The 20,969-nt window shown below is 56.9% G+C and carries 22 protein-coding genes; 12 read left to right on the forward strand and 10 right to left on the reverse strand.

Annotated features, from left to right (window positions below; all coding sequences use genetic code 11):
* Position 1: 1 nt before the first annotated feature.
* Genes ACR3EH_RS19555 through ACR3EH_RS19570 form a run of 4 tightly spaced genes read right to left on the reverse strand, consistent with a single transcriptional unit; the run spans position 2 to position 3,033 of the window.
* A complete protein-coding gene (locus tag ACR3EH_RS19555) occupies positions 2-832 on the reverse strand; it encodes an amidohydrolase family protein (protein ID WP_171187302.1) in 831 nt (276 codons plus the stop codon).
* Positions 829-1,257, reverse strand: a complete 429-nt coding sequence (locus ACR3EH_RS19560; RefSeq protein WP_171095457.1) for an RbsD/FucU family protein — start codon at positions 1,255-1,257, stop codon at positions 829-831. The genes ACR3EH_RS19555 and ACR3EH_RS19560 overlap by 4 nt, the downstream gene beginning before the upstream one ends.
* Complete coding sequence (locus ACR3EH_RS19565) at positions 1,247-2,299, reverse strand: aldo/keto reductase (protein ID WP_171095459.1); 1,053 nt, start codon at positions 2,297-2,299, stop codon at positions 1,247-1,249. Before ACR3EH_RS19565 ends, ACR3EH_RS19560 begins: the two co-directional genes overlap by 11 nt.
* Complete coding sequence (locus ACR3EH_RS19570) at positions 2,296-3,033, reverse strand: GntR family transcriptional regulator (protein WP_171095461.1); 738 nt, start codon at positions 3,031-3,033, stop codon at positions 2,296-2,298. The genes ACR3EH_RS19565 and ACR3EH_RS19570 overlap by 4 nt, the downstream gene beginning before the upstream one ends.
* Before the next feature lie 84 nt (positions 3,034-3,117).
* Here ACR3EH_RS19570 and ACR3EH_RS19575 point away from each other — a divergent pair, with 84 nt between their 5' ends.
* The 4 genes from ACR3EH_RS19575 to ACR3EH_RS19590 are packed head-to-tail and all read left to right on the forward strand — an operon-like array spanning position 3,118 to position 8,235.
* On the forward strand, positions 3,118-4,671 hold the full coding sequence (locus ACR3EH_RS19575; protein WP_171187304.1) for a UxaA family hydrolase: 1,554 nt from the start codon (positions 3,118-3,120) through the stop codon (positions 4,669-4,671).
* A 41-nt stretch (positions 4,672-4,712) separates the two neighbouring features.
* Positions 4,713-6,239 (forward strand): sugar ABC transporter ATP-binding protein, encoded by a 1,527-nt coding sequence (locus tag ACR3EH_RS19580; RefSeq protein WP_171187306.1) that lies wholly within the window; start codon positions 4,713-4,715, stop codon positions 6,237-6,239.
* Positions 6,236-7,243, forward strand: coding sequence for an ABC transporter permease (locus tag ACR3EH_RS19585; RefSeq protein WP_171676211.1), 1,008 nt, complete (start codon positions 6,236-6,238; stop codon positions 7,241-7,243). Before ACR3EH_RS19580 ends, ACR3EH_RS19585 begins: the two co-directional genes overlap by 4 nt.
* Before the next feature lie 47 nt (positions 7,244-7,290).
* On the forward strand, positions 7,291-8,235 hold the full coding sequence (locus ACR3EH_RS19590; RefSeq protein ID WP_171187307.1) for an ABC transporter substrate-binding protein: 945 nt from the start codon (positions 7,291-7,293) through the stop codon (positions 8,233-8,235).
* Positions 8,236-8,388: 153 nt separating this feature from the next.
* On the opposite strand, the gene ACR3EH_RS19595 is transcribed toward ACR3EH_RS19590, so the two are convergent.
* Together ACR3EH_RS19595 and ACR3EH_RS19600 are read right to left on the reverse strand one after the other, a co-directional pair.
* The gene (locus ACR3EH_RS19595) at positions 8,389-9,093 is read right to left on the reverse strand and encodes an SDR family NAD(P)-dependent oxidoreductase (protein WP_171095469.1); all 705 of its coding nucleotides are present in this window, start codon (positions 9,091-9,093) and stop codon (positions 8,389-8,391) included.
* Between the two features lie 102 nt (positions 9,094-9,195).
* Entirely contained in the window at positions 9,196-10,014 is an 819-nt protein-coding gene (locus ACR3EH_RS19600; RefSeq protein ID WP_253762119.1) for a sugar kinase, read from the reverse strand.
* 366 nt (positions 10,015-10,380) lie between these two features.
* Here ACR3EH_RS19600 and ACR3EH_RS19605 point away from each other — a divergent pair, with 366 nt between their 5' ends.
* The 3 genes from ACR3EH_RS19605 (at position 10,381) to ACR3EH_RS19615 (ending at position 12,709) form a co-directional block, all read left to right on the forward strand.
* Positions 10,381-11,334, forward strand: a complete 954-nt coding sequence (locus ACR3EH_RS19605; RefSeq protein ID WP_171647945.1) for an alpha/beta hydrolase — start codon at positions 10,381-10,383, stop codon at positions 11,332-11,334.
* A 59-nt stretch (positions 11,335-11,393) separates the two neighbouring features.
* Positions 11,394-11,903 carry a nuclear transport factor 2 family protein gene (locus ACR3EH_RS19610; protein WP_171647943.1) on the forward strand — a complete coding sequence of 170 codons (510 nt, stop codon included), beginning with the start codon at positions 11,394-11,396 and terminating at the stop codon, positions 11,901-11,903.
* Positions 11,904-12,013: 110 nt separating this feature from the next.
* Positions 12,014-12,709 (forward strand): SDR family oxidoreductase, encoded by a 696-nt coding sequence (locus tag ACR3EH_RS19615; protein ID WP_171187318.1) that lies wholly within the window; start codon positions 12,014-12,016, stop codon positions 12,707-12,709.
* Between the two features lie 3 nt (positions 12,710-12,712).
* Here the strand turns inward: ACR3EH_RS19615 and ACR3EH_RS19620 are convergent, their stop codons facing one another.
* Positions 12,713-13,549, reverse strand: coding sequence for a LysR family transcriptional regulator (locus tag ACR3EH_RS19620; protein WP_171187320.1), 837 nt, complete (start codon positions 13,547-13,549; stop codon positions 12,713-12,715).
* Positions 13,550-13,640: 91 nt separating this feature from the next.
* On the opposite strand from ACR3EH_RS19620, the gene ACR3EH_RS19625 reads away from it, so the two are divergent.
* Complete coding sequence (locus ACR3EH_RS19625) at positions 13,641-14,636, forward strand: quinone oxidoreductase family protein (protein WP_171676213.1); 996 nt, start codon at positions 13,641-13,643, stop codon at positions 14,634-14,636.
* 37 nt (positions 14,637-14,673) lie between these two features.
* Positions 14,674-15,414, forward strand: a complete 741-nt coding sequence (locus ACR3EH_RS19630) for an SDR family oxidoreductase (protein ID WP_171187324.1) — start codon at positions 14,674-14,676, stop codon at positions 15,412-15,414.
* A 265-nt stretch (positions 15,415-15,679) separates the two neighbouring features.
* Here the strand turns inward: ACR3EH_RS19630 and ACR3EH_RS19635 are convergent, their stop codons facing one another.
* The gene (locus tag ACR3EH_RS19635) at positions 15,680-16,414 is read right to left on the reverse strand and encodes an SDR family NAD(P)-dependent oxidoreductase (protein ID WP_171187326.1); all 735 of its coding nucleotides are present in this window, start codon (positions 16,412-16,414) and stop codon (positions 15,680-15,682) included.
* Between the two features lie 5 nt (positions 16,415-16,419).
* Complete coding sequence (locus ACR3EH_RS19640; RefSeq protein WP_171187328.1) at positions 16,420-16,950, reverse strand: 2,4'-dihydroxyacetophenone dioxygenase family protein; 531 nt, start codon at positions 16,948-16,950, stop codon at positions 16,420-16,422.
* A gap of 106 nt (positions 16,951-17,056) precedes the next feature.
* Between ACR3EH_RS19640 and ACR3EH_RS19645 the strand changes: the two genes are divergently transcribed.
* From ACR3EH_RS19645 to ACR3EH_RS19655, 3 genes are all read left to right on the forward strand, one after another.
* On the forward strand, positions 17,057-17,818 hold the full coding sequence (locus tag ACR3EH_RS19645) for an IclR family transcriptional regulator (RefSeq protein WP_171187330.1): 762 nt from the start codon (positions 17,057-17,059) through the stop codon (positions 17,816-17,818).
* A 359-nt stretch (positions 17,819-18,177) separates the two neighbouring features.
* Positions 18,178-18,825 (forward strand): glycine-rich domain-containing protein, encoded by a 648-nt coding sequence (locus ACR3EH_RS19650; protein WP_171676215.1) that lies wholly within the window; start codon positions 18,178-18,180, stop codon positions 18,823-18,825.
* Between the two features lie 216 nt (positions 18,826-19,041).
* Positions 19,042-19,680, forward strand: coding sequence for a cupin domain-containing protein (locus tag ACR3EH_RS19655; RefSeq protein WP_171095493.1), 639 nt, complete (start codon positions 19,042-19,044; stop codon positions 19,678-19,680).
* Here the strand turns inward: ACR3EH_RS19655 and ACR3EH_RS19660 are convergent.
* Positions 19,677-20,873, reverse strand: coding sequence for an aromatic ring-hydroxylating oxygenase subunit alpha (locus ACR3EH_RS19660; RefSeq protein ID WP_171676217.1), 1,197 nt, complete (start codon positions 20,871-20,873; stop codon positions 19,677-19,679). The genes ACR3EH_RS19655 and ACR3EH_RS19660 overlap by 4 nt on opposite strands.
* Between the last annotated feature and the right edge of the window lie 96 nt (positions 20,874-20,969).

Here is a 20,969-nt window from a genome sequence, read left to right on the forward strand (position 1 = left end):
TTCAATCCCTGAGGTTATAGGCGCGGGCGGCATTGCCACCCATGATCGCCTGGCGTTCTGTGCTGTTTAGCTGGTTCAGCAACGTGTCGGTTGTCTCACACCAGCGCTCGTAACTGCTGGCCAATTTGCAAACCGGCCAGTCGCTGCCCCAAATCAGACGCGACGGGCCGAAGGTGTTAAGTAGGTGATCCACGTAGGGACGCAGATCTTCAACAGTCCAGTCTGTGGAAGCCTCAGTCACGAGGCCGGACAGCTTGCACCACGCACTGGTCTCTCGGGCCAATGTCGACATGTCTTCGGACCAGCCGTCCAAGATCGCGTCTTTGATCAAAGGTTTTGAGCCATGGTCCATTACCGCACTCATATCGGGGTGGCGCTGAAGAAGTTGTCTGAGCGGGACCAGATGTTGGGGTAAGGTCAGTGCATCGAATGTCAGGTCGTACTGCTGAACCGCTTCAAAAGCTGGTGTAAGCCCATCGCCAAGCATCCAAAGAGGGTCAGCAATGTCCTGTATCATCGGACGAAGACCAACCAGTGCCGGGTGAACGGCCAAGGCAGCAATCTGCGCGTCCACATCAGCGGCTTCAAAATCGACCCAGCCCACAACACCTTTGATGAACGCATGCTGGTCGGCCAGAGCGAGCATATATTCGGTCTCGGCCACTGTGGGTGCCGCCTGGACAAGGACCGTGCCATCAATCTCGGCAGCTTTTAGCAGCGGTATTAGATCGTCCGGCGTAAAATCCCGGTAGATCGCGTCCAGATCAGGCGTCAACCAGCCATAGTCGCCACGCGCCAAAGCCCAGAAATGCTGATGCGCATCGATCTTCATCCGATCACACCCTTTTTCAGGATGATGTTGCCGTAAAGCCTGCGTTCGCCTGTCTGAACAATGGCAAAAGCGTTCGCTGCCCGCGCGTAGAAAGCAAACCGTTCCAGCCCCTGTACTTTGGTTGGGTTGTCGGCGGTTGCGTCTATGATGCGCTGAAAGTCCGCGACTGCGTCAGGAATTGCCTTGGGGTCGCCCACAACCTGCATGCTCAACGCCGGATCAGGTACGAAAGTATCCAACGGCATCACGGATAAAACAGCTTGCAGCACTTCACTGGCCGAAGACCCATCGGCCCGGATGCAGTCCGGTCCGCTGCTGGAGCCGGGGAAATTCGCATCTGCAATAACGATCTCGTCCCCGTGGCCCATGGCCCTGAGGGTATAAAGAAGTTCAGGTGAAAGGATCGGGTCGATGTTACGCAGCATTTGCAGCCTCGCTTGGCAGGGGCGCGTCTGAACGGATCAGGCCCTCGGACCGCAGATCCGACCACAGGCCGGGGGGAATGTCGCGCTCCATCAATGCGACGTTGGATTGGACTTCGGATGCGTTAACGGCCCCCGGTACCACGGTTTTGACGCAAGGATGACCCAGAACAAATTGCAACGCCGCGGCGATCAGCGGAGTATCGTGCGCCGCGCAAACGGCTTCGATCTTGCGTACCCGCTCGAGTATATCCTCGGGCGCGTCGGCGTAGTTGTATTTGGCACCTGGTACAGCTCCGGTCGCGAGAATGCCCGAATTGTAAGGTCCTCCAAGGATAATGCCGACATCGCGCTGCTCACAAAGTGGCAGGAAACTGTCGAGGGCTTCCTGTTCCAGCAGTGTGTAGCGCCCGGCCAGCAGGAAGCCGTCGAAATCCCCGAGTCCAAGCAGTTTTTCGCAAACCTGCCATTCGTTTACGCCCGCCCCAATTGCAGCGATTTCACCTGCATCGCGCAACTCGGTCAAAGCCTTGTAACCGCCGCCATCAAAAAGCTCGCGGACCTTGGCATCAGACACTTCCTGACTGCCTTGACTGAAGACACAGACATCATGGACCAGAAGAATGTCAGAGTTGGCCACGCCAATTCTGTCGCGGCTGGCCTCGTAAGATCGCATGACCCCGTCGTAAGTGTAGTCGAACACGATCCGTTTCTGCGGCACATCGACGAAAGCTTCGGGTGTCACTTCATGCGGTTCGCAATCCAAAAGCAGCCGGCCAATTTTGGTCGACAGTTGAATGTTTTCGCGACCAAACCGGCTAATCGCCTGCCCAAACCGTTGCTCTGACCGACCAAGCCCATATTGGGGCGCGGTATCGAAAAACCGGATGCCGGCGTCATAAGCGGCCTGCAATGCCGCCTGCGCGTCCTCATCCGAGACTTTGCGATACAGGTTTCCCAACGGCGCCCCGCCAAACCCCATGCGGGTCAATGGAACAGGCCGCGCGGTCCGATTGTTCAGCAATTCTGTCTGAGAAACTGTCATCCTGCCTCACTGTGCAGTTGTGGTGTAAGGTTGAACAAATGAGGCTTTTGCTGTTCCAGCAGTTCGATGCGTGGCATCAATTGTCCAAGGTGGGTGCGCATAGCATCCTGCGCAGCCTGTTCATCGCGATTGCTGATTGCCTCGAAAATGGCCCGATGCTCTGCCAAAGTCTCGGCGATCCGGCCGGGGGTGGGCAGCAGCAGCATACGAGCGCGACTGACCTGCAAGGAAACGGTTTGGGCCACATCCGCGAGGCGACGAAAGCCAGTGAATTCCATCAGCAGGCCGTGGAACTCTTCATCGGCCTGATAAAAGCCCGGTATATCCTCGTCCTCGATCAGCAGTTCCTGAAGGCGCATATTGCGGCTTAGTCTTTTGCGCTGATCGTCGGTCAGGTCGCGGGCAACCTTTGCAACGGTCGCAAGTTCCAGCGCTTCGCGGAGGAAGACGCCTTCGCGGATTTCATCCATCGAAAAGTAGGACACACGGGTGCCCGATTGCGGCACCACATCCACCAACCCTTCCGACGCCAGACGTGCAATCGCGTCGGCCACAGGCGCGCGCGAAACACCCAGCCTTTCACACACGGGTGCCTTCCTGAGATTCGCGCCGGGTGGAAAATCCAGCGATAGAATCGCCTGTTTCAGTGAGTGGTGAACACGCTGCGCAAGCGGCCCTTCGATTGTCGTGATCTCAGGCAGCAGTGCAGCGTTTATGTCTTGTTGCTTGCTCATGTTTTGTAATTTAGCATTCTAACATGTTAGTTGACAAGTAGTGAATTTGAGATTAGCAACATGGGCCAAGCAAGCGGGGAAAAGATGCAAGCACATAGCGGCATAAGTGTTTTGGAAGGGGCGACGCGCGATGTCGTGAAGCTCAACCCGCGAGACAATGTTGTCATTGCATTGCGCGATCTGAACGCAGGCGAGCAGCCCGCATTGGTTCCCGTGCCGCTGACCGCATCAGTCTCTCGTGGTCACAAGATCGCCGTGGTCTCAATTCAAGCCGGGGAAAATATCATTCGTTACGGTCAGATTATCGGTCAGGCCAAGTGCGATATCGCGCCGGGCGAGCATATCCATGTGCACAACCTCGGCATGGGGGCGCATCAGCAGGACTATGCGCACGCAAGCGCCAACGCTCCGCTGCCTGCCTTGACCGAAGAGCGGACGTTCGACGGTTACCACAGGTCCGACGGCAAAGTGGGCACTCGCAATTACATCGGGATTCTGACCACCGTGAATTGCTCGGGGTCTGTGGCGCGTTTCATTGCCGAGGCGGCGGAAAAATCCGGGCTGTTGGACAGCTTTCCCAATGTTGACGGTGTGGTCCCAATTGTGCACGGAACCGGCTGCGGCATGTCCGCCAGCGATGAAGGCTATGCCACCCTGTTCCGGACGCTGGCCGGGTATGCGCAGCATCCGAATTTCGCAGGCATTCTGCTGATTGGTCTGGGGTGTGAGGTCATGCAAGTGGCCGACCTTGTCGGCGGGCGACCAATCCGCGCTGACGGCGCCCTGCGTTACATGACAATTCAGAACGAGGGCGGAACCCGGCGAACCATCGAACGGGGGCTGGAGGAGCTGCGCGGTATCGCCGAGTTGGCTGATCAGGCCGAACGCGCGCCTGCGCCGATCAGTGCCATCACGGTGGGTATGCAGTGTGGGGGATCGGACGGGTATTCAGGGATAACGGCAAACCCGGCTTTGGGATACGCCTCGGATCTGCTGGTGCGCCACGGCGGTACAACGATCTTGTCTGAAACCTCGGAAATCTACGGGGCAGAGCACTTGCTGACGCGCCGTGCTGAGACCGTGGAGGTCGGTGAAAAGCTGATCGACCGCATCCACTGGTGGGAGGATTACACCGCCCGCAACGGTGGTGAGATGGACAACAATCCAAGCCCTGGCAACAAGCGCGGTGGCCTCACGACCATATTGGAGAAATCGCTGGGGGCGGTCGCCAAAGGGGGCACAGCCCCTCTGCGCGACGTCTATAAATTTGGTGAGAGGGTGGACAAACACGGGTTCGTTTTCATGGACAGCCCCGGTTTTGATCCCTGTTCGGTTACCGGCCAAGTCGCTTCGGGCGCGAACCTGATTGTGTTCACCACCGGGCGCGGCTCGGTTTCAGGGTACCAACCAACGCCCTGTATCAAGCTGGCCACCAATTCCGAAATGTACGCGCGCATGTCCGAGGACATGGACCTGAACTGCGGTGACGTCGTGACCGACGGGATCAGCATCGAGGCCAAGGGCGAAGAGCTGTTCGAAATGCTCATCCGCGTCGCCTCGGGTCAGAAAACCAAAAGCGAGGAACTTGGCTTTGGGGGCGTTGAATTCGTCCCCTGGCAAATCGGCGCGGTGATGTAGTGCGCGCTGGGCCCAAGGGAGAGGGGCACATGGGAGGGCAAATGCAAAAATTGGTCGAAATGACGGGGATTGATAAATTCTTCCCCGGCGTGCACGCGCTGAAATCCGTGCAATTCGATCTTGAACCGGGCGAAGTTCACGCGCTGATGGGTGAGAACGGTGCCGGTAAGAGTACGCTGATGAAGATCTTGTCGGGTATTTATCAGCGTGATGGCGGGACGCTGAAGATCGAAGGGCGCGACGTCAGCCCGACAACCCCGCGCGAAGCGCAGGATCTGGGCATCGGGATCATCCATCAGGAACTGAGCTTGATGAACGATTTGACCGTCGCTCAGAACATCTTTATCGGGCGCGAACCGCGCAAAAGCTTTGGTCGTTTGGACGAGGCTGCGCTGAATGCGCAGACCGCCGAAATCTTTGCTTCGATGAACCTCAGCCTTGATCCAAAGGCGTTGGTGGGCAGTCTGACCATCGCGAAACAGCAGATGGTCGAGATCGCCAAGGCACTGTCCTTTCGGTCCAAGGTGCTGATCATGGACGAGCCCACGGCTGCCCTGAATGACGCCGAGATTGCTGAGTTGTTCGTGATCATCCGCCGCCTCAAGGCCGAGGGCGTGGGCGTAGTCTACATCAGCCACAAGATGGACGAGCTCAAGCAGATCTCGGATCGCGTAACGGTCATGCGCGATGGGGAATATGTCGGAACAGTAGGGGCCGCTGAAACCCCGATCAGCCAGATCATCGCCATGATGGTGGGCCGTGAGGTTAAGGAAGAACCGCTGGACGTGCCCGATCTGGGTGATGCTGAGATGTCTCTGGAGGTCACCGGGCTGAGCCGGAGCAACGAAATTCAGGATGTCAGCTTCTCGGTCCAAAAGGGCGAAATTCTGGGCTTTGCCGGTCTGATGGGCGCAGGTCGTACAGAGGTTGCACGGGCTATCTTCGGGGCCGATCCCAAGGATAGCGGCGAAATTCGGGTACATGGTCAGGTGGTGTCGATTAAGTCACCAACTGACGCCGTCAAAGCGGGGATCGGATACCTGTCCGAGGATCGAAAGCATTTCGGCCTCGCCACCGGCATGAACGTGCGCGACAACATAGCACTTGCCTCGATGGACTTGTTCACGGGCGCAGGCGGGGTTCTGCACGATGGTGAAATCAGCGACACCGCCAAAAGCTACATCCAGCAATTGGGCATTCGAACGCCGTCGGATGTGCAGGAAGTTCGACTGCTGTCAGGCGGGAACCAACAGAAGGTTGTCATCGCCAAATGGCTGCTGCGCGACTGCGACATACTGATCTTTGACGAGCCGACCCGCGGCATCGACGTTGGCGCGAAATCTGAAATCTACAAGCTGCTGGAAGAACTGGCGGGGCAGGGCAAGACGATCATCGTGATCTCATCCGAACTGCCCGAGATCATGCGCCTCAGCCATCGCATCGCCGTGATGTGCGAGGGGCGGCTGACCGGGATACTGCCCGGCGGAAAAGACACCACTCAAGAAGACATCATGCATCTGGCCACGCAACGTACCGCGGCGATGCAGGTAACAGGGACAGTTCAATGACCACAGCAACCGAAATCGAAAAGAAAAAGCCACTGGCGGGGCTTGCGGACAGCGGCGCCTATCAAAAGCTGTTGGCTTTCGCCAGTCTGATTGTGCTGCTGATCGGGTTCTCAATCGCATCACCCAACTTCATGCAGACATCGAACATGATCGCCATTCTGCAGGCGACGTCGGTCAACGGGGTTCTGGCCGTCGCGGCAACGTTGGTCATCATTACCGGAGGAATTGACCTGTCCGTCGGAACGCTGATGACGTTCTGCGCAGTCATAGCTGGCGTGGTTTTGACCTATCTCGGGATGCCGCTGCTGTTGGGTGTTATTGCAGCAATTGCAGCAGGCGCATTTTGTGGGCTGTGTTCCGGCACTTTCGTCGCCAAGATGAAGATCCCGCCCTTCATCGCCACGTTGGGGATGATGCTGATCCTCAAAGGTCTGTCACTGGTGATTTCGGGGACGCGACCAATCTACTTCAACGACACGCCGGGCTTTGACCAGATTTCGCGCGGGTCACTGATCGGAGAGGTCTTTCCATCGCTGCCCATTCCCAACGGTGTGCTGATCCTGTTTCTGGTGGCCATTGCAGCGTCTTACATTCTGGGTCGCACGGTTCTGGGTCGCTACACCTTTGCGCTGGGCTCTAACGAAGAAGCGGTGCGCCTGTCCGGCGTGAACACCGACATGTGGAAGATGCGCATTTACGCCCTGGCCGGAGCGATCTGCGGCATCGCCGGTATCCTGATCGCCTCGCGTCTGAATTCAGCGCAGCCGGCACTTGGGCTGGGTTACGAGCTGGAGGCGATTGCAGCCGTGGTCATCGGCGGTACGTCTTTGTCCGGCGGGCGCGGGACCATCCTGGGGACGCTGATTGGCGCCTTGATCATGGCCGTGCTGACCAACGGGTTGCGCGTACTGTCCGTCGCGCAGGAATGGCAGACCGTTGTGACCGGAGCAATCATCATCCTGGCCGTCTACGCCGATATGGCGCGACGCAAGAAATCGGGGTGACCAAACAACTAAACAAAAGGCCAAAACGACCAACTGGAGGAGAAAACATGTTTTCACGTCGTTTCATTCTGGGTGCGCTGAGCGCGGCCACCCTGGCAGGACCCGCCTCGATGGCGGCAGCCGAAGAAATCTACATCCCACTGGTGTCCAAAGGTTTCCAGCATCAGTTCTGGCAAGCGGTGAAGTCGGGCGCGGAACAGGCGGCAGATGAGTTTGACGTCACAATCACCTTCGAAGGCCCGGATAACGAGACCATGGTGGACCGCCAGATCGACATGTTGGCCGCAGCTTTGGCGAATAACCCCAAGGCTATTGGTTTTGCCGCTCTGGACAGTCAAGCCGCGATCCCGCTTTTGAAACAGGCCAACGATAAGGGCATTCCGGTCATCGCTTTTGACAGCGGTGTAGACAGCGACATTCCGCTTTCAACTGCGACGACGGATAACCTAGCGGCAGCCGGGCTGGCCGCAGACAAGATGGCCGAAAAAATCGGTGGCAAAGGTAAGGTGGCGGTTGTCGCCCATGATCAGACCAGCCGTACCGGGATCGATCGCCGCGACGGCTTCGTCAATCGCATGGCTGAGAAGTACCCGGATATCGAAGTTGTGACGGTTCAATACGGCCAGGGCGACCACCTGAAGTCGACCGAAGTCACCAAAGCAATTCTGACGGCAAACCCTGATCTGAATGGAATCTTTGGCACCAACGAAGGCTCGGCCATCGGTGTGGTAAACGGCGTTCAGGAACTGGGCACCGAAGGTCTGGTGATTATTGGCTATGACAGCGGCAAAGCCCAGAAAGACGCAATCAAGAGCGGCCTGATGGCGGGTGCAATCACGCAAAACCCGGTGGGTATCGGATATGAAACGGTGAAGGCAGCGGTTGCGGCCCTGAACGGAGAAGAGGTTCCGGCGCTGATCGACACAGGCTTCTACTACTACGACGCCTCAAACATTGACGACCCGAAGATCTCGGCCGTTTTGTACGACTAAGCAGAACCACTCACTTTGTCCGGCCTGCCTGTTTAGGTGGGCCGGAGCGAGGCTCTAAAATACCGTTTGCGAACGAACTATAAAAGGGCAATTGAAAGATCACTTCGATCGTCAGCATGGTCTAACGCTGGGATGACTCAGCGGCACAGATCATCACATCGCAGAATAGCCGCCGTCTACGGGATATACGGCACCGGTTACGAAAGCGGCTTCATCCGACAGCAACCACGCTGCCAAGGCTCCGACCTCAGCAGGTTTACCCCAACGGTCCAGCGGTGTACGGCCCAGGATCGGCTGGTTGCGGGCCGGATCGGCACGTAGGGCTTCGGTCATTTCCGTTTCGATCCATCCCGGTGCTACGGCGTTGACGCGGATGCTGTCAGCGGCCCATTTTCCGGCAAGCGCTTTGGTTAATTGCGCCACACCGCCTTTAGACGCTGAATAGGCCGGAACAAGGGGCCCGCCGAAATAGCTGAGCATCGATGCGGTGTTCACGATTGACCCACCCGACGCAGCCAACAAAGGATGCGCAGCCAGGCAGCAGCGCATGGTGCCGGTAAGGTTAATGTCGATCACCTTCTCGAAGGTTTCGAGATCATATTCAGCGCCTCGCGCCAGTATTCCGGCGCAGTTCACCAATCCGTCCAAGCGCTGCATATTGGTAAAGAAGGTGTTCACGGCAATGGTGTCGCGTACATCAAGCTGCGTGCAGGTGTCATTTGGATTCAGCTTCGCGTGGCGGCTCACTTCGTCTGCACCAACGCCCGTAGCTGTGATACGCCACCCCTTTTGTCGCAACGTGTCAGCGATCCCGGCGCCTATCCCGCGCGTTCCACCAATGACAACAGCGTGTTTCATGGGTCAGTCCCCTTCGGCCAAAAACGCCTCGACCGCGTCCTTGTACGGCATCGGAGCAACCGCGCCATATCCTTGGGTCGAAAGGGCAGCAGCGGCGTTCGCCTAGCGGGCCGAGGTGAATGGGTCGTCTCCGGCAACAATACGCGACAGGAAAGCCCCGTCAAAGGTATCGCCAGCAGCGGTGGCATCCACAGCTTCGACCCGGCGGCCTTTGACGCGCTCGCGTTTATTCGGGGTGGCCACCAATGTGCCCTCTGCCCCAAGGGTCAAGGCGACGATATTTGCGCCAAGGCTCAGGTAGAAATCTACTATGGCATCCGGGTCAGACAGCCCGGTCAGCTGCTCTGCGTCATCCAAACCTGGAAGCGCAATATCGCATTGCGCCATCGCCGCATGGGTCACGGCGCGGGCGCGCTCGATCGGCCAAAGTTTCAGGCGCAGGTTGGTGTCGTACGAGACCAGACCACCGGCTTCTTTCACTATCTTGATGGCGGCGAACACGGCATCGGCGGCAACGTCCGAAATCGCCTGGCTGATGCCCGAAACATGCAGGATTTTTGCCGACTGCAAGGCCTTGACGGGCAGGTCTTCTGCTTTCATCCGGCTACTGGCGGAACCAGCCCGGAAATAACTGAATTCGTGCCCATTCGCGCCGTGGGTCACAAAGTAAACGCCGGTATGGGCGTCTGTCACTTGGCGTACGGTTGAAGTGCCGATGCCTTCCGCCTTCCACAGATCCATGAATGAATTGCCGAACGTATCGGCTCCGAGATGTGTCACAAAGCCGACGGACGCGCCTTGGCGGGCTGCAGCGACGGCACAGTTCGACGTGTCGCCGCCATGTCCGGGCAGGTAATTCCCGTCGGGCTGCGGGTTGAACTCCAGCATCGGTTCGCCAAGGCATAGAATATCGGGGGTCATGGTCGTCTCGTTCTCAAAAAGGGTCAGTCCGGTCGGGCCGACCAAGGCGTTAGGGAGGATTATTCGGTCGGATAACTTTCGCCAATACCCGGACTCTTCCCGGTGCGGAAATTCGCGATTACAGGGTCTCTGAATTTCATTTCGCCATCGCCCTACATGTGCAGGTGTCTCCAAACCACATACATTTCGACATCCAGTCACCATGCCAAGGTATCAGGCCAGTTCGCTTCGGGGAGATGGGCGAAACGGCTGAAGCAGAATCTTTCAAAAACCGGGCAGACCGGTGCAAGTATCGCATCCGCCGCCTTCGTATCTTTCATGTCATCGGGCTTGAGCCCAACCAGACAGATTTTGGGAGATACCGCCATGAAAACCCTCGCCCTTAACACCGCCGCTGCACTAATGGCTTCGACTGCCGCGATTGCGCAGGTCGAAACCCGCACTGTAACCTTTGAAAACGAAGGGTCTATCCTGACCGGCACGCTGTATTTGCCGGAAGAACGCGGTGACGCGCCTTTACCCACGGTTGTTGTCACCGGGGCCTGGACATCGGTGCAGGAACAGATGCCAGCCAACTACGCGCAGGAAATGGCGTCGCGCGGGTTCGCCGCCTTCACCTTCGATTTCCGTGGCTGGGGCAAGTCGGGCGACCTGCCCAACAATGTGCGCTATGTTGAAAGCCCCGAGGCCAAAACCTCGGACATCAAGGCAGCGTTTGCATATGTTGCGACCCTGCCCGAAGTAGATGCCGATCACATCAACGGGCTCGGGATCTGTGCTTCGGCCGGTTACATGGTCGATGCCGTTTCCGGAAATCCGTTGGTGCAGCGCGTCGGCCTTGTCGCACCCTGGCTTCAGAATGAAGAGATTGTTGAAGCCGTCTATGGGGGCAAAGAAGGCGTTGCCGGGTTGATCGAAGTCTCCCACGCTGCCGAAGCCGCGGGTGGGCAGATCATTCCTGCAGCCGGGCCGGAAGGTGCCGAAGGTGTTCTGATGCCGATTGGTGGGTATTACTATGAGGCCGACCGTGGTGGCATCCCCGAATATGACGACAAGTGGAACAATGCAGGCTGGGAAGGTTGGCTGACCTATCACCCTGCCGACAATCCGCAGCGTTTGGACAAACCGCTGGCCATTGTGCACTCGGAAAGCGCGGCCATCCCGCAGGGCGTACAGACTTTCCTTGCAGGATTTGCGGGCAATGCGACGGCTCAGTGGCTGGAAGACGTCACGCAGTTCGACTTCTACGACAACCCCGAGGATGTGACCCGTGCAGCGGACACCGTGGCCGATCACTTCCAGGCTGGTCTGGACAGCTGAACACCTTATCAGGCGCCGAAGTTGACTTCGGCGCCTGCCCTTTACCCCGGAGTAGACCGATGCCCAAAAACCTTACAACCACACTTGCAGCTGCCACCATGATCGCAAGCGCAGCCTTCGCCGATCAGCAGGCCACCATCTCAACCACGATCACCGATATCGCAGCGGGTGCTGACCGTCACGACTGGGCCCGTGTGCGCGGTGCCTTTGCCGATACGGTGACGACCGATTACACCAGCCTTTGGGGCGGTGACCCAGTCACCCAACCCGCCGACGACCTTGTCGCAGGTTGGTCTGCATTCCTGCCTGGGTTTGAAAGCACCCACCACATGGTCACCAACCATGCCATCACGTCACTTGCCGAATCCGAAGCCACGGCGCAGGCTGATTTCACCGCAACCCACCGCATTGAGGATGGCTTGTGGGTTCTGGGCGGACGCTATGATTATGCGCTGGAAAAATCCGGGGACCGCTGGGTTGTAACCTCTCTGACCATGACGGCGCTTTGGGAAACCGGAGATCGCGGCCTTGTCGCCATTGCTGCCGAGCGTGCAAATCAAGGAAATTGATAGATTGAAGGACTGCCACACCGTTCCACTTTTAGGAGTGGACTGGTGCTGGCTGCATTGCCACGATCTATTTTAGATATGCCGGCTGACACAAAGTCATAGGGATCTGCATGACCAACCAACGCATCGCACTTGTAACCGGCGCCAACCGAGGCATCGGAAAAGAAGTCGCGAGACAATTGGCCAGAGATCATGGGGTAAAAGTTCTGCTTGGTTCTCGAAACCTGGATAAAGGACATCGGGCCGCAGATGAGATCGGGTACGGGGTGGAAGCCTTTCAGCTGGACGTATCGAACCCGGACTCTGTCGCCGCCGCCTTTATTCTGAAGATTGAACCCAGCTACGGGCGTCTCGATATTTTGGTCAATAACGCAGGTGTGGATTACGACACGGATCAGCAGGCGCATTGCGCCGACCTGCATCGCGTGCGGCGTGCCTTTGACACCAATCTTTTTGGTGCTTGGGATACCATAATCGCAGCGACTCCTCTTTTGCGACGTGGCGCGAGTGCCCGGATCGTCAATGTGTCTTCCGGTTCAGGCGCGCTGAGCGACATGTCCGGTGGCACGGCAGGTTATGGTGTATCCAAGGCAGCATTGAATGCGCTGACCATCAAAACCGCAGCCGAGCTGAAACACGAAGGTATTCTTGTCAACGCCGTTTGCCCCGGTTGGGTTGCCACGGACATGGGCGGGGGTGGCCGCCCGGTGTCTGAGGGGGCGAGGGGTGTTGTTTGGGCGGCAACTCTGCCGAACAACGGCCCGACAGGCGGTTTCTTTCGCGATGGGGCGCCAATCGAATGGTAGGCGCTATCCCGGTGCCATGAAATCAATCAATGCTCTGACCCGCGCGGGCAGCAGGCGGCGGCTGGGATAAACGGCGAACATTTCTCGTGTCAAAGGTCGCGTATCCTGAACCTCAAGCTCGTGCAAATCTCCACCCATCATGTCCAGAGGCAGCATTGCAACGCCCAGATTGCGACGCGCGGCGAGTGCGATGACGTCAAGGTCGATTAAACTGTGGGCGACGTTGCTGGGTTGCAGTTTGTCGCCGTTTTCCAAAACCCAAGGCTGGCCAGCGGTCAGGGCAGGTAAGCTTTGAAAAACCTGCCGAGAAATCGCGCCCTTCAATCCGTTCTCCTCAATAAAACCCGACCCGGCGCAAAAACAGTAAGGAACCGACCAAAGGCGTTTTGCGACAAGGCTGGAATCCGTCAGTGGACCGACCCGAAAGGCCAAATCGATATTGTCGCTGAAAAAATCCAACATGACGTTCGTGGGTGTCATTTCCAGCTGCACATGTGGGTTTTGCTGTGCAAACTCCAGCAAACGTGGGCCAATCGTTGCACGGGCGGCCAGGGGCGGGGCCGTAATGCGTATGGTCTGGCGTCTGGTTTCGTCAGCAAATCCCGCAACCTCTCGCAGTGCTTCGAATGGCTCCTGGCAGCGATCCAGAAGGCGGCGGCCTTCTTCTGTCAGACGTACTTGGCGGGTCGTGCGCTCAAACAGTTTGGTGCCGAGATGGTTTTCCAATTCGGCAACTCTTCGGCTGACCCGGCTCAGAGGGATACCAAGTTGGTCCGCAGCTTTGGAAAAGCTGAGATGGTCAGCGACAAGAGTGAACAGGGCAAGGTCGTTGTAGATCATAATTCTATTTTTGAGATAATAACTCCTGAAATCAACGATTATCATTACAACTGACGGTCTCTACTTTCTGCACAACAGAAGGAGACACGTTATGTCCTATGCAATCGAAATCACGCGAAACGGTGGGCCCGATGTTCTGCGCAAATCCGACCGCGCCGTTCCTCAGCCAGCCCCCGGCGACGTCTTGATCCGTAACCATGCCGGAGCCGTTAACTTTATCGACACGATCATCCGACGGGGAGAGATGCCAGAAGGTATGATGCCTACCCTGCCGCACGTACCAGGCGTCGAAGGCGCCGGAGTTGTTGAAGCGCTGGGCGAAGGGGTCGAAGGCTTTGCCATGGGCGACCGTGTGGCTTGGATGGGGCCGATCGGTGCGGGCGGTTATGGCACGCATTCCGTGATTGGGGCACCTTACGTGACCAGGCTATCTGACGACGTCACCTTTGAAACCGCTGCCGCGATCCCGGTTAATGCAATGACCGCCTATCATATGCTGGTCAATCTCGGTGGTGCAGTGGCAGGAAAATCCGTGCTGGTTCACGCGGCGGCGGGCGGTGTTGGTACGATGGCTCTGCAAATCGCCAAACATCTGGGTATGACCGTGATTGCCTCTGCCAGCACCGACAAGCTTGGCTACGCATATGAGCAGGGCGCTGATCACGTCATTGATTACCGCCAAGAAGACGTCGCTGCGCGAGTTTTGGAGATCACTGAAGGACGTGGTGTTGATCTGACGTTGAATCCAATCTCGGGCGAAACACTGAAATCGGACCTCGACGCGCTGGCACCGCTAGGTACGGCCGTAGTGTTTGGGTTCCTTGCGGGACCGCCCGCAGGTGGCTTTGCCGAAGATCTGACAAAGCACTTCCAGAAATCCGTTTCAGTGCGGGTGAGCGATATCTACACGTATTTCCTGAACCGCCCCGATGCCCTCAGCGCTGATATGTCGACCGTGTTCAACCTGCTGGAAACCGGCGTTCTGCGTCCTCAGATCACCATGTTGCCGATTGACGAAGCTGCTGAGGCCCATCGCCGTCTGGAAGCAGGCGAGACGACTGGCAAGCTTGTGCTGAGCATCAACTGACCCGAACAGGTAACCCTAAAGACAAGGAACCAACACAATGAGTACGGTTTTTGAAGCCGCCCTTGCAGGCAAACACGTCGTCATCATCGGCGGCAGTAGTGGTATGGGTAAGGCTACGGCCAAGATGGCAGTCGCCCTTGGGGCAAAAGTCACACTTGCCAGTCGCAGTCTGGCCAAACTTGAGGCGGCGGCGACAGAGGTCGGGGGTGTTGTGCAAATCGCGCCCGTAGACACTACGGATGAGGCAGGCGTGAAATCCTGGGCCGCCAATCTCGGGACGGTGGACCACTTGGTGATCTCGGCCTCAAGCGCTGCGCATGGGGCCTATGAAGAGCTGCCCACTGACGCATTGCGTGGTATGTTTGAGGCCAAGTTCATCGGCCCGTATGTGGCCGCGCGTGAGGTCCTGCCTGCTTTGACCAAAGGTGCTTCCATCACGTTCTTTTCCGGTGTGCTCAGCCGCCGCCCGTCTGCCGGGACAACAGGTCTGGCTGCGGTGAACGCGGCGGTTGAAGCCTTAGCCAAAGGGCTGGCGCTGGAACTGTCGGGCCGTGCCCGTGTGAATTGCATCAGTCCCGGTATGGTTGATACGGAAGCCTATGCTGCGATGCCGGAAGAGGCACGAGAAGCCATGTACGCGCAAGTCGGCGGCAGCTTGCCCGTCGGCCGCGTCGGAACCGCGGAAGAAGTCGCACAAGCTGTTGTCCTGTCCATGACAAATAACTTTCTGACCGGCACCGTTCTGGACGTTGATGGTGGGCACTTGGTGCGCAGCTGATCCGGTCAAAACCGCGGCAAATTGTATGGCTGGGGATATTGGAAACGGGTCGAGCAGGTTCCTGGGACTTGCTCGCCCGGATCGCCATTTCACTGGCCAAGGTGCCAGAGCCCGAAACAACACCGACAAATCCGATGGTGCCAAAAACGGATTTAAGACTTTCAGTTGCGCGCGCGGGCTTGCAAAAACTATGGGCCGTGCTGCGCTGCCAATACATGTGCGGCCACTAACACAGGCCCGGTCGTGAAATTGCAAATGTACGCGATCAGTAGGTCGCTCTTCCGCCTGAAAGATCAAAGACGGCACCAGTGTTGAACGTGCAATCTTCCGAGCTGAGCCACATCACCATGCGTGCAGCCTCTTCAACCCAGCCCAGACGTTTCATTGGGGATTTGTCGACCATGATCTGCACAAACTCTGGCGTCATTTGATCCAGGATCGCCGTCTTGATGGCGGCAGGTGCGATGCAATTCACGCGGATATCAGTCTGGGCCAGTTCCTTGGCCATTGACTTGGTAAACCCGATGACGCCCGCCTTGGACGCCGAATAGGCCGAGGCGTTGGGTGTGCCTTCCTTGCCCGCAAGCGATGCCATGTTGATGATCCGACCAAAGCCGGCCTCTTGCATGAGTGGAACAATGGCGTGAGCCAAGTGAAATGTTCCGGTCAGATTAACCTCGACGACGCGCGCCCAGATTTTCGGGTCGCTCTCCACGACGCTCAGGGTCGGCCCGGCGAAACCTGCATTGTGCGACAAAAAATCAACGCCGCCGAAGGCGCTTCTGGTCTTTGCAACGGCTGCGGCGATTTGGTCTGGGTCACTTATATCCACTTTGCATGAGATCGCGCCTTCAGGGGCGTCGTCGGGTTCTGACAAATCCCAGATCGCCACGTTGGCGCCTGCTGCTGCATAGTGGCGTGCGATTTCCGCCCCGATCCCGGCTGCCCCGCCTGTCACCACAGCGGTACGGCCTGTAAAGTCGTAAGATACGTTGCTCATGAGTGTTACCTGATGAAGTTCTTCACGTAGTCTGCTCCGAGGCCGACTTTCTCGAAATGCGCACGGCACATGTCGATCTTGGTAAAAACATCCTCATAACCGAGGTGATTTCCATCAGGATCACAATAGTACATCACCCCATTGACCTGAAAATAAGTGATCATTTCTTCGACATCATCCGGCACAACCAGAGTATGGGTCTCACCCGGAGGCTCATAAACATAAGACCCTTCAGTGGCTTCCCAGTCATGCTCAAGATAATGCCAGCGGCCTTTCAGAACAAAGCCATGTACGGGGTTCGGATGGCGATGGCGGGACAGAACGCCTGCCTTGGTCACCTTCAAAAGGTTCATCCAGTAACCTTGACTTACGTTCAAACACAGTGGGCGGAAAAACACCGTCTCGGTCTGCTGGACCCACATACGGGGGTCATTTTCGGCCAGCGCGTTGGGCACCACGATTTCCGGCAGGGCATCCTGCGGCATCGGGTGTTTATAGGGCACCATCGGGTTTTCGTCTGTATTGGTCAGTGGCATCTCGGCTTACCTATTTTAGCAATTTAGAAAGACCACATTGTGGACAATAGATTCATTATATGGAAATATACATCGTTGACATGTGCCGTCAATCTGAGAGGCCGGAATGGTAAAACAGGTTCAAGGAACCCAAAGCTTTGCGCGCAGCATCGGGCTGTTGCAGCACATTTGTGACCGCAAAAACCCGCCAACCTTGGCCGATCTTTTGGAAGAATGTGCCTTTACACGCCCGACTCTGTACCGCCTGTTAAACAGTTTGGAAGCCGAAGGACTGATCGTGCAACTCAGAGACAAAAGGTACAAACCCGGCCCACGTCTGGTCAATCTTGCCCGTCTTGCCTTGGCATCGTCGGACATTCGGGACCGAGCCCGGGATGCCTTGGTGCGCGTCAGGGATCAGACAGGTGAAACCGTGCACCTTGCCGTGCCAAGCGGTGAGGGACTGGTCTATATCGACAAAATCGAAAGCCTCGAGACGGTGCGCATGAACTCGACAATAGGCACCTTTGTTCCGCTTCACTCCAGTGGGGTCGGCAAAGCCTATCTTTCGGCGCTGTCGGACGAAAAGCTTTCATCGCTTTTGGAAGCTTCGAGCTTGCAGCCGATCACCCCGTTTACGACAACTGATCCAATCAAATTGCGCGCGCAGATCGATCAATGCCGTGCCCAAGGCTTCGTTTTTGACAGTCAAGAGAATGAAGTCGGTATCGTTTGTTTTGGCGCGGCCATCCTGGACGAGAACGCCTGCCCGATTGCCGCCGTCAGTATATCCGTACCGCTTTTTCGGCTGAGGGACGATAAATCTCATTACACCACTGCCTTATTGGACTGCGTTCAGGAATTGTCCCTTGGTGAGGTTCACCATTGAAGCGCATCTTATTCCGTGTTTTCCTATTGCGTGGTGCCGCTGGACCGGGGTGTCGACAGACGTTTATCAGCGCCGACACTCTCGTTTCGAAAACTTGTTTCTGTGAGGGATCGACAGTTATGACTCTGGTTCGCAGGAACGTATTCCTTGTGGCGTCGAAAACACGCGCGAAATCCTGAGGACTGAAGGGGTGCAGGGTTGCTCTGAAAGCGCTGGGCCCCAATGCCGGTGGTAGGTCAGATTGGTCGTGAACCGTTCAAGGTCTTTGCATTTCCAACACGTTCCCGCTCGTGTCACAAACCTGTCATATTCGTGCGCTAGGCAGAAATCGCAAAAAAGAGAAAACATAGGAGGCTCCGATGACCTCTCTCAATACTCAGCTATGGGAGCTGATTAAGTCGCATAAAATGCCTGATGATGCGACAGGCGCGCCATTCATTGATCAATTGATGGCCGAAAACTGCATCTCTCCTGATACTGCTGCCGTTGCGATCACTGAATACAAGAAATTCATGTATCTTTGTGCCACGCGATCAGAGCGAAACGTCCCCTCGAAGGCGGTCGATTTGGTGTGGCACCTGCATATGCAGCACAGTCGCGATTATTGGGATGTCTTCTGCAAAAAGCTGGGCAAACCCGTGCACCACAACCCCGGCGGTCAAGGCCCCAGACATCTGGACGACTACAAGGCCACCGTCCGAGCGTACAAAGAGCTATTCGGAACTCCTCCGAAAGGCATCTGGAAGATGAAAAATAAAGTTGGAACTTTCATAATGCTGGTTTTCTTGATCGTCTTCATTTGCACCGGCGCCAGCTCCATCATTCAGAGTGGCGATCTATTTTTCGGTGCGCTTTGGTTGAGCGTGCCGCTGGTCTGCTTTGCAATCACCCTCAATAGCCTGAGCTCTAAAAGTGAGCTGACGCTGGTGTTTGAAAGTCATGACCCTTTTGCCGACGAAGATGCAGGCGACTGTGGCTCGGGAGACGGCGGTGGCTGTGGTGACTGATCTGCAAGACGTTCAATCTGATTGATTTTGAACCGGACCAAGGCTCGGCCATCGGACAGCAGCTTAGCCCCCAATCCGTTACCCCCCAAAACCACGTTCTTGATCTACCCAGTCAGAGTTTGTTTTGAGGGTGTTGGGAGGCGCGGATAGCCATTTCCTTGTTTGCAGTGTAAGCGTCGATTGCCAGAGTTTTGCGAAAGGTCCAGGAACTGATTTATGGCGCGCGTAACAAAGTCGAATTCAACGTCTCAAACCGAAGCGGCGAATGCCAATGCTGGAGTTGGCCACGAAATCCGTGGGGTGCGCCGCGCGATGGGTATGACGCTGGCCGAATGCGCAGAAGCGGCGTCTTTGTCGGTTGGGTTTCTGAGCCTTGTTGAAAGGGGGCAGAAGCAGCCTTCCTTGGACGCGTTACAGCGGATCAGTGCAGCTTTGGGGATCGAGGTAGGCTGGTTGTTCCCGCCTTCGCCCAATGATGATCCTGTGGAAAACGAGTATGTCGTTCGCAAGGGATTTCGCCGTAGAATTGACTTTTCACGCCTTGCCGGCACCGAGTATCTGGATCATTCAGTGTATTTGATGTCGCCCGGCATCGACGGTCAGATTGTTATGTCTTTGATGCAGTTTTCTCCAGGAGGTCATTCCGGCGACAACCCGTTGAGCCATGAGGGCGAAGAGGTGGGCTATGTCCTGTCCGGGCAGTTGACTCTGGAAGTAGATGGCCATGTTTTTGTGCTGGAAGAAGGCGACAGTTTTGGGTTTTCCGGCGATAAGCCACATAAATACATTAACAATGGTGAGAACGATTTGCAGATCGTTCACACCAACACGCCCGTGATCATGAAGTCCCGTTAAATCGTCTCGCTATCCGCCATCAGTTCAATGATTTTGCGGGAATAGGCCAATGTTGGTCCTTCCCAATGCGGTGACAGACGGCCGCCGTCGTATCCAAAGCAGCGGCGGCCATTTTGAAGCCCTTTGAGGACCGATATGTCCTCGACGTTCAATTCGTCCCACATCTGGATCAGGTCTTCGCGTTCCTTGCGGTATTTGTCGCCGGTTGCGGCCTCATCTCCGATGACGAAAACGTGCAGTTCCTCTCGGCATCTGTCCGGCGCTTCGGGGTAGGCGACCAACACAGTAAACTGATCGGGATACACCTCGACTGCGAAATGCGGCATGGTCAGGAACCACTGTCCCTGCATGCGATCCTCCTCGGACAGGCCGGGATAATGGGGCAGGCCCTGGCCGCGGCCTTCTTCTAGTTTCGGGAACCGGTAGCCATTGACGAAGGTCGAACCACGCCATTCTCCGGACCACCGAACGTCCATTGGGGCAAAGTCCAGCAGGCGGGGATGCAGGGCAAAAACGTGGTAGCCTTCCATATAATTCTCGTAAACCAGCTTCCAGTTGGCCTCGACCGTAAAATCGCGCTTCCCGGCCCAGCGGATGGCTGACAGATCATAGCCTTTGAGCTGATCCAGAACCGGGGCCATCCACACATCCAGCGGATCCGCGTCGCCCGAAACGTTGACGAACAGACAGCCAAAGAACTCTTCTACCCGGACCGGGATCAGGTCCAGCTTGTCGCCGCCGCCGTCTTTGAACGTGCCGCTGGAATTGGGCCCGTCGAAATGCGGCCGGGACCGCAGCTTGCCGTCCAGCCCATAGGCCCATCGGTGATAGGGGCAGGTCAGCGTGGCCTTTTTGCAGGGTTCGGTGACCAGTTGCATGCCGCGATGGCGGCAGACGTTCTGGAACCCCCGGATCACACCGTCGCGGCCATGGACCAGAACGATCGGCGTGCCAGCGATGTCGATGGGCTTCATGTCGCCGGGTTCGGGGATTTCCGCGCGCGCGCCGCCGAACACCCAGGAGCGGCGAAAGATCAGTTCCTGCTCCATCTCGAACCATTCGGGCGACCAGTATGCCGCGTTTGGCAGGCCTGCGGCTTCGTCAATGTTGCGAAACAGCTGCGCGTACCCGTCTTCGCCCAGAATGCGCCGCATGCGATCCTGGTTGGATTCTCTTACGACTGCACCGTCCATTGTGGTCCTCCGAATCAAGTTATTGGCAAAAAGATATACTGCAGGAAAAAAATGTGGACAAAATTTTTCCGATGCGGAAGTGTCTCCGGCAGGAAA

The organism is Ruegeria sp. BG7, from assembly GCF_056535685.1.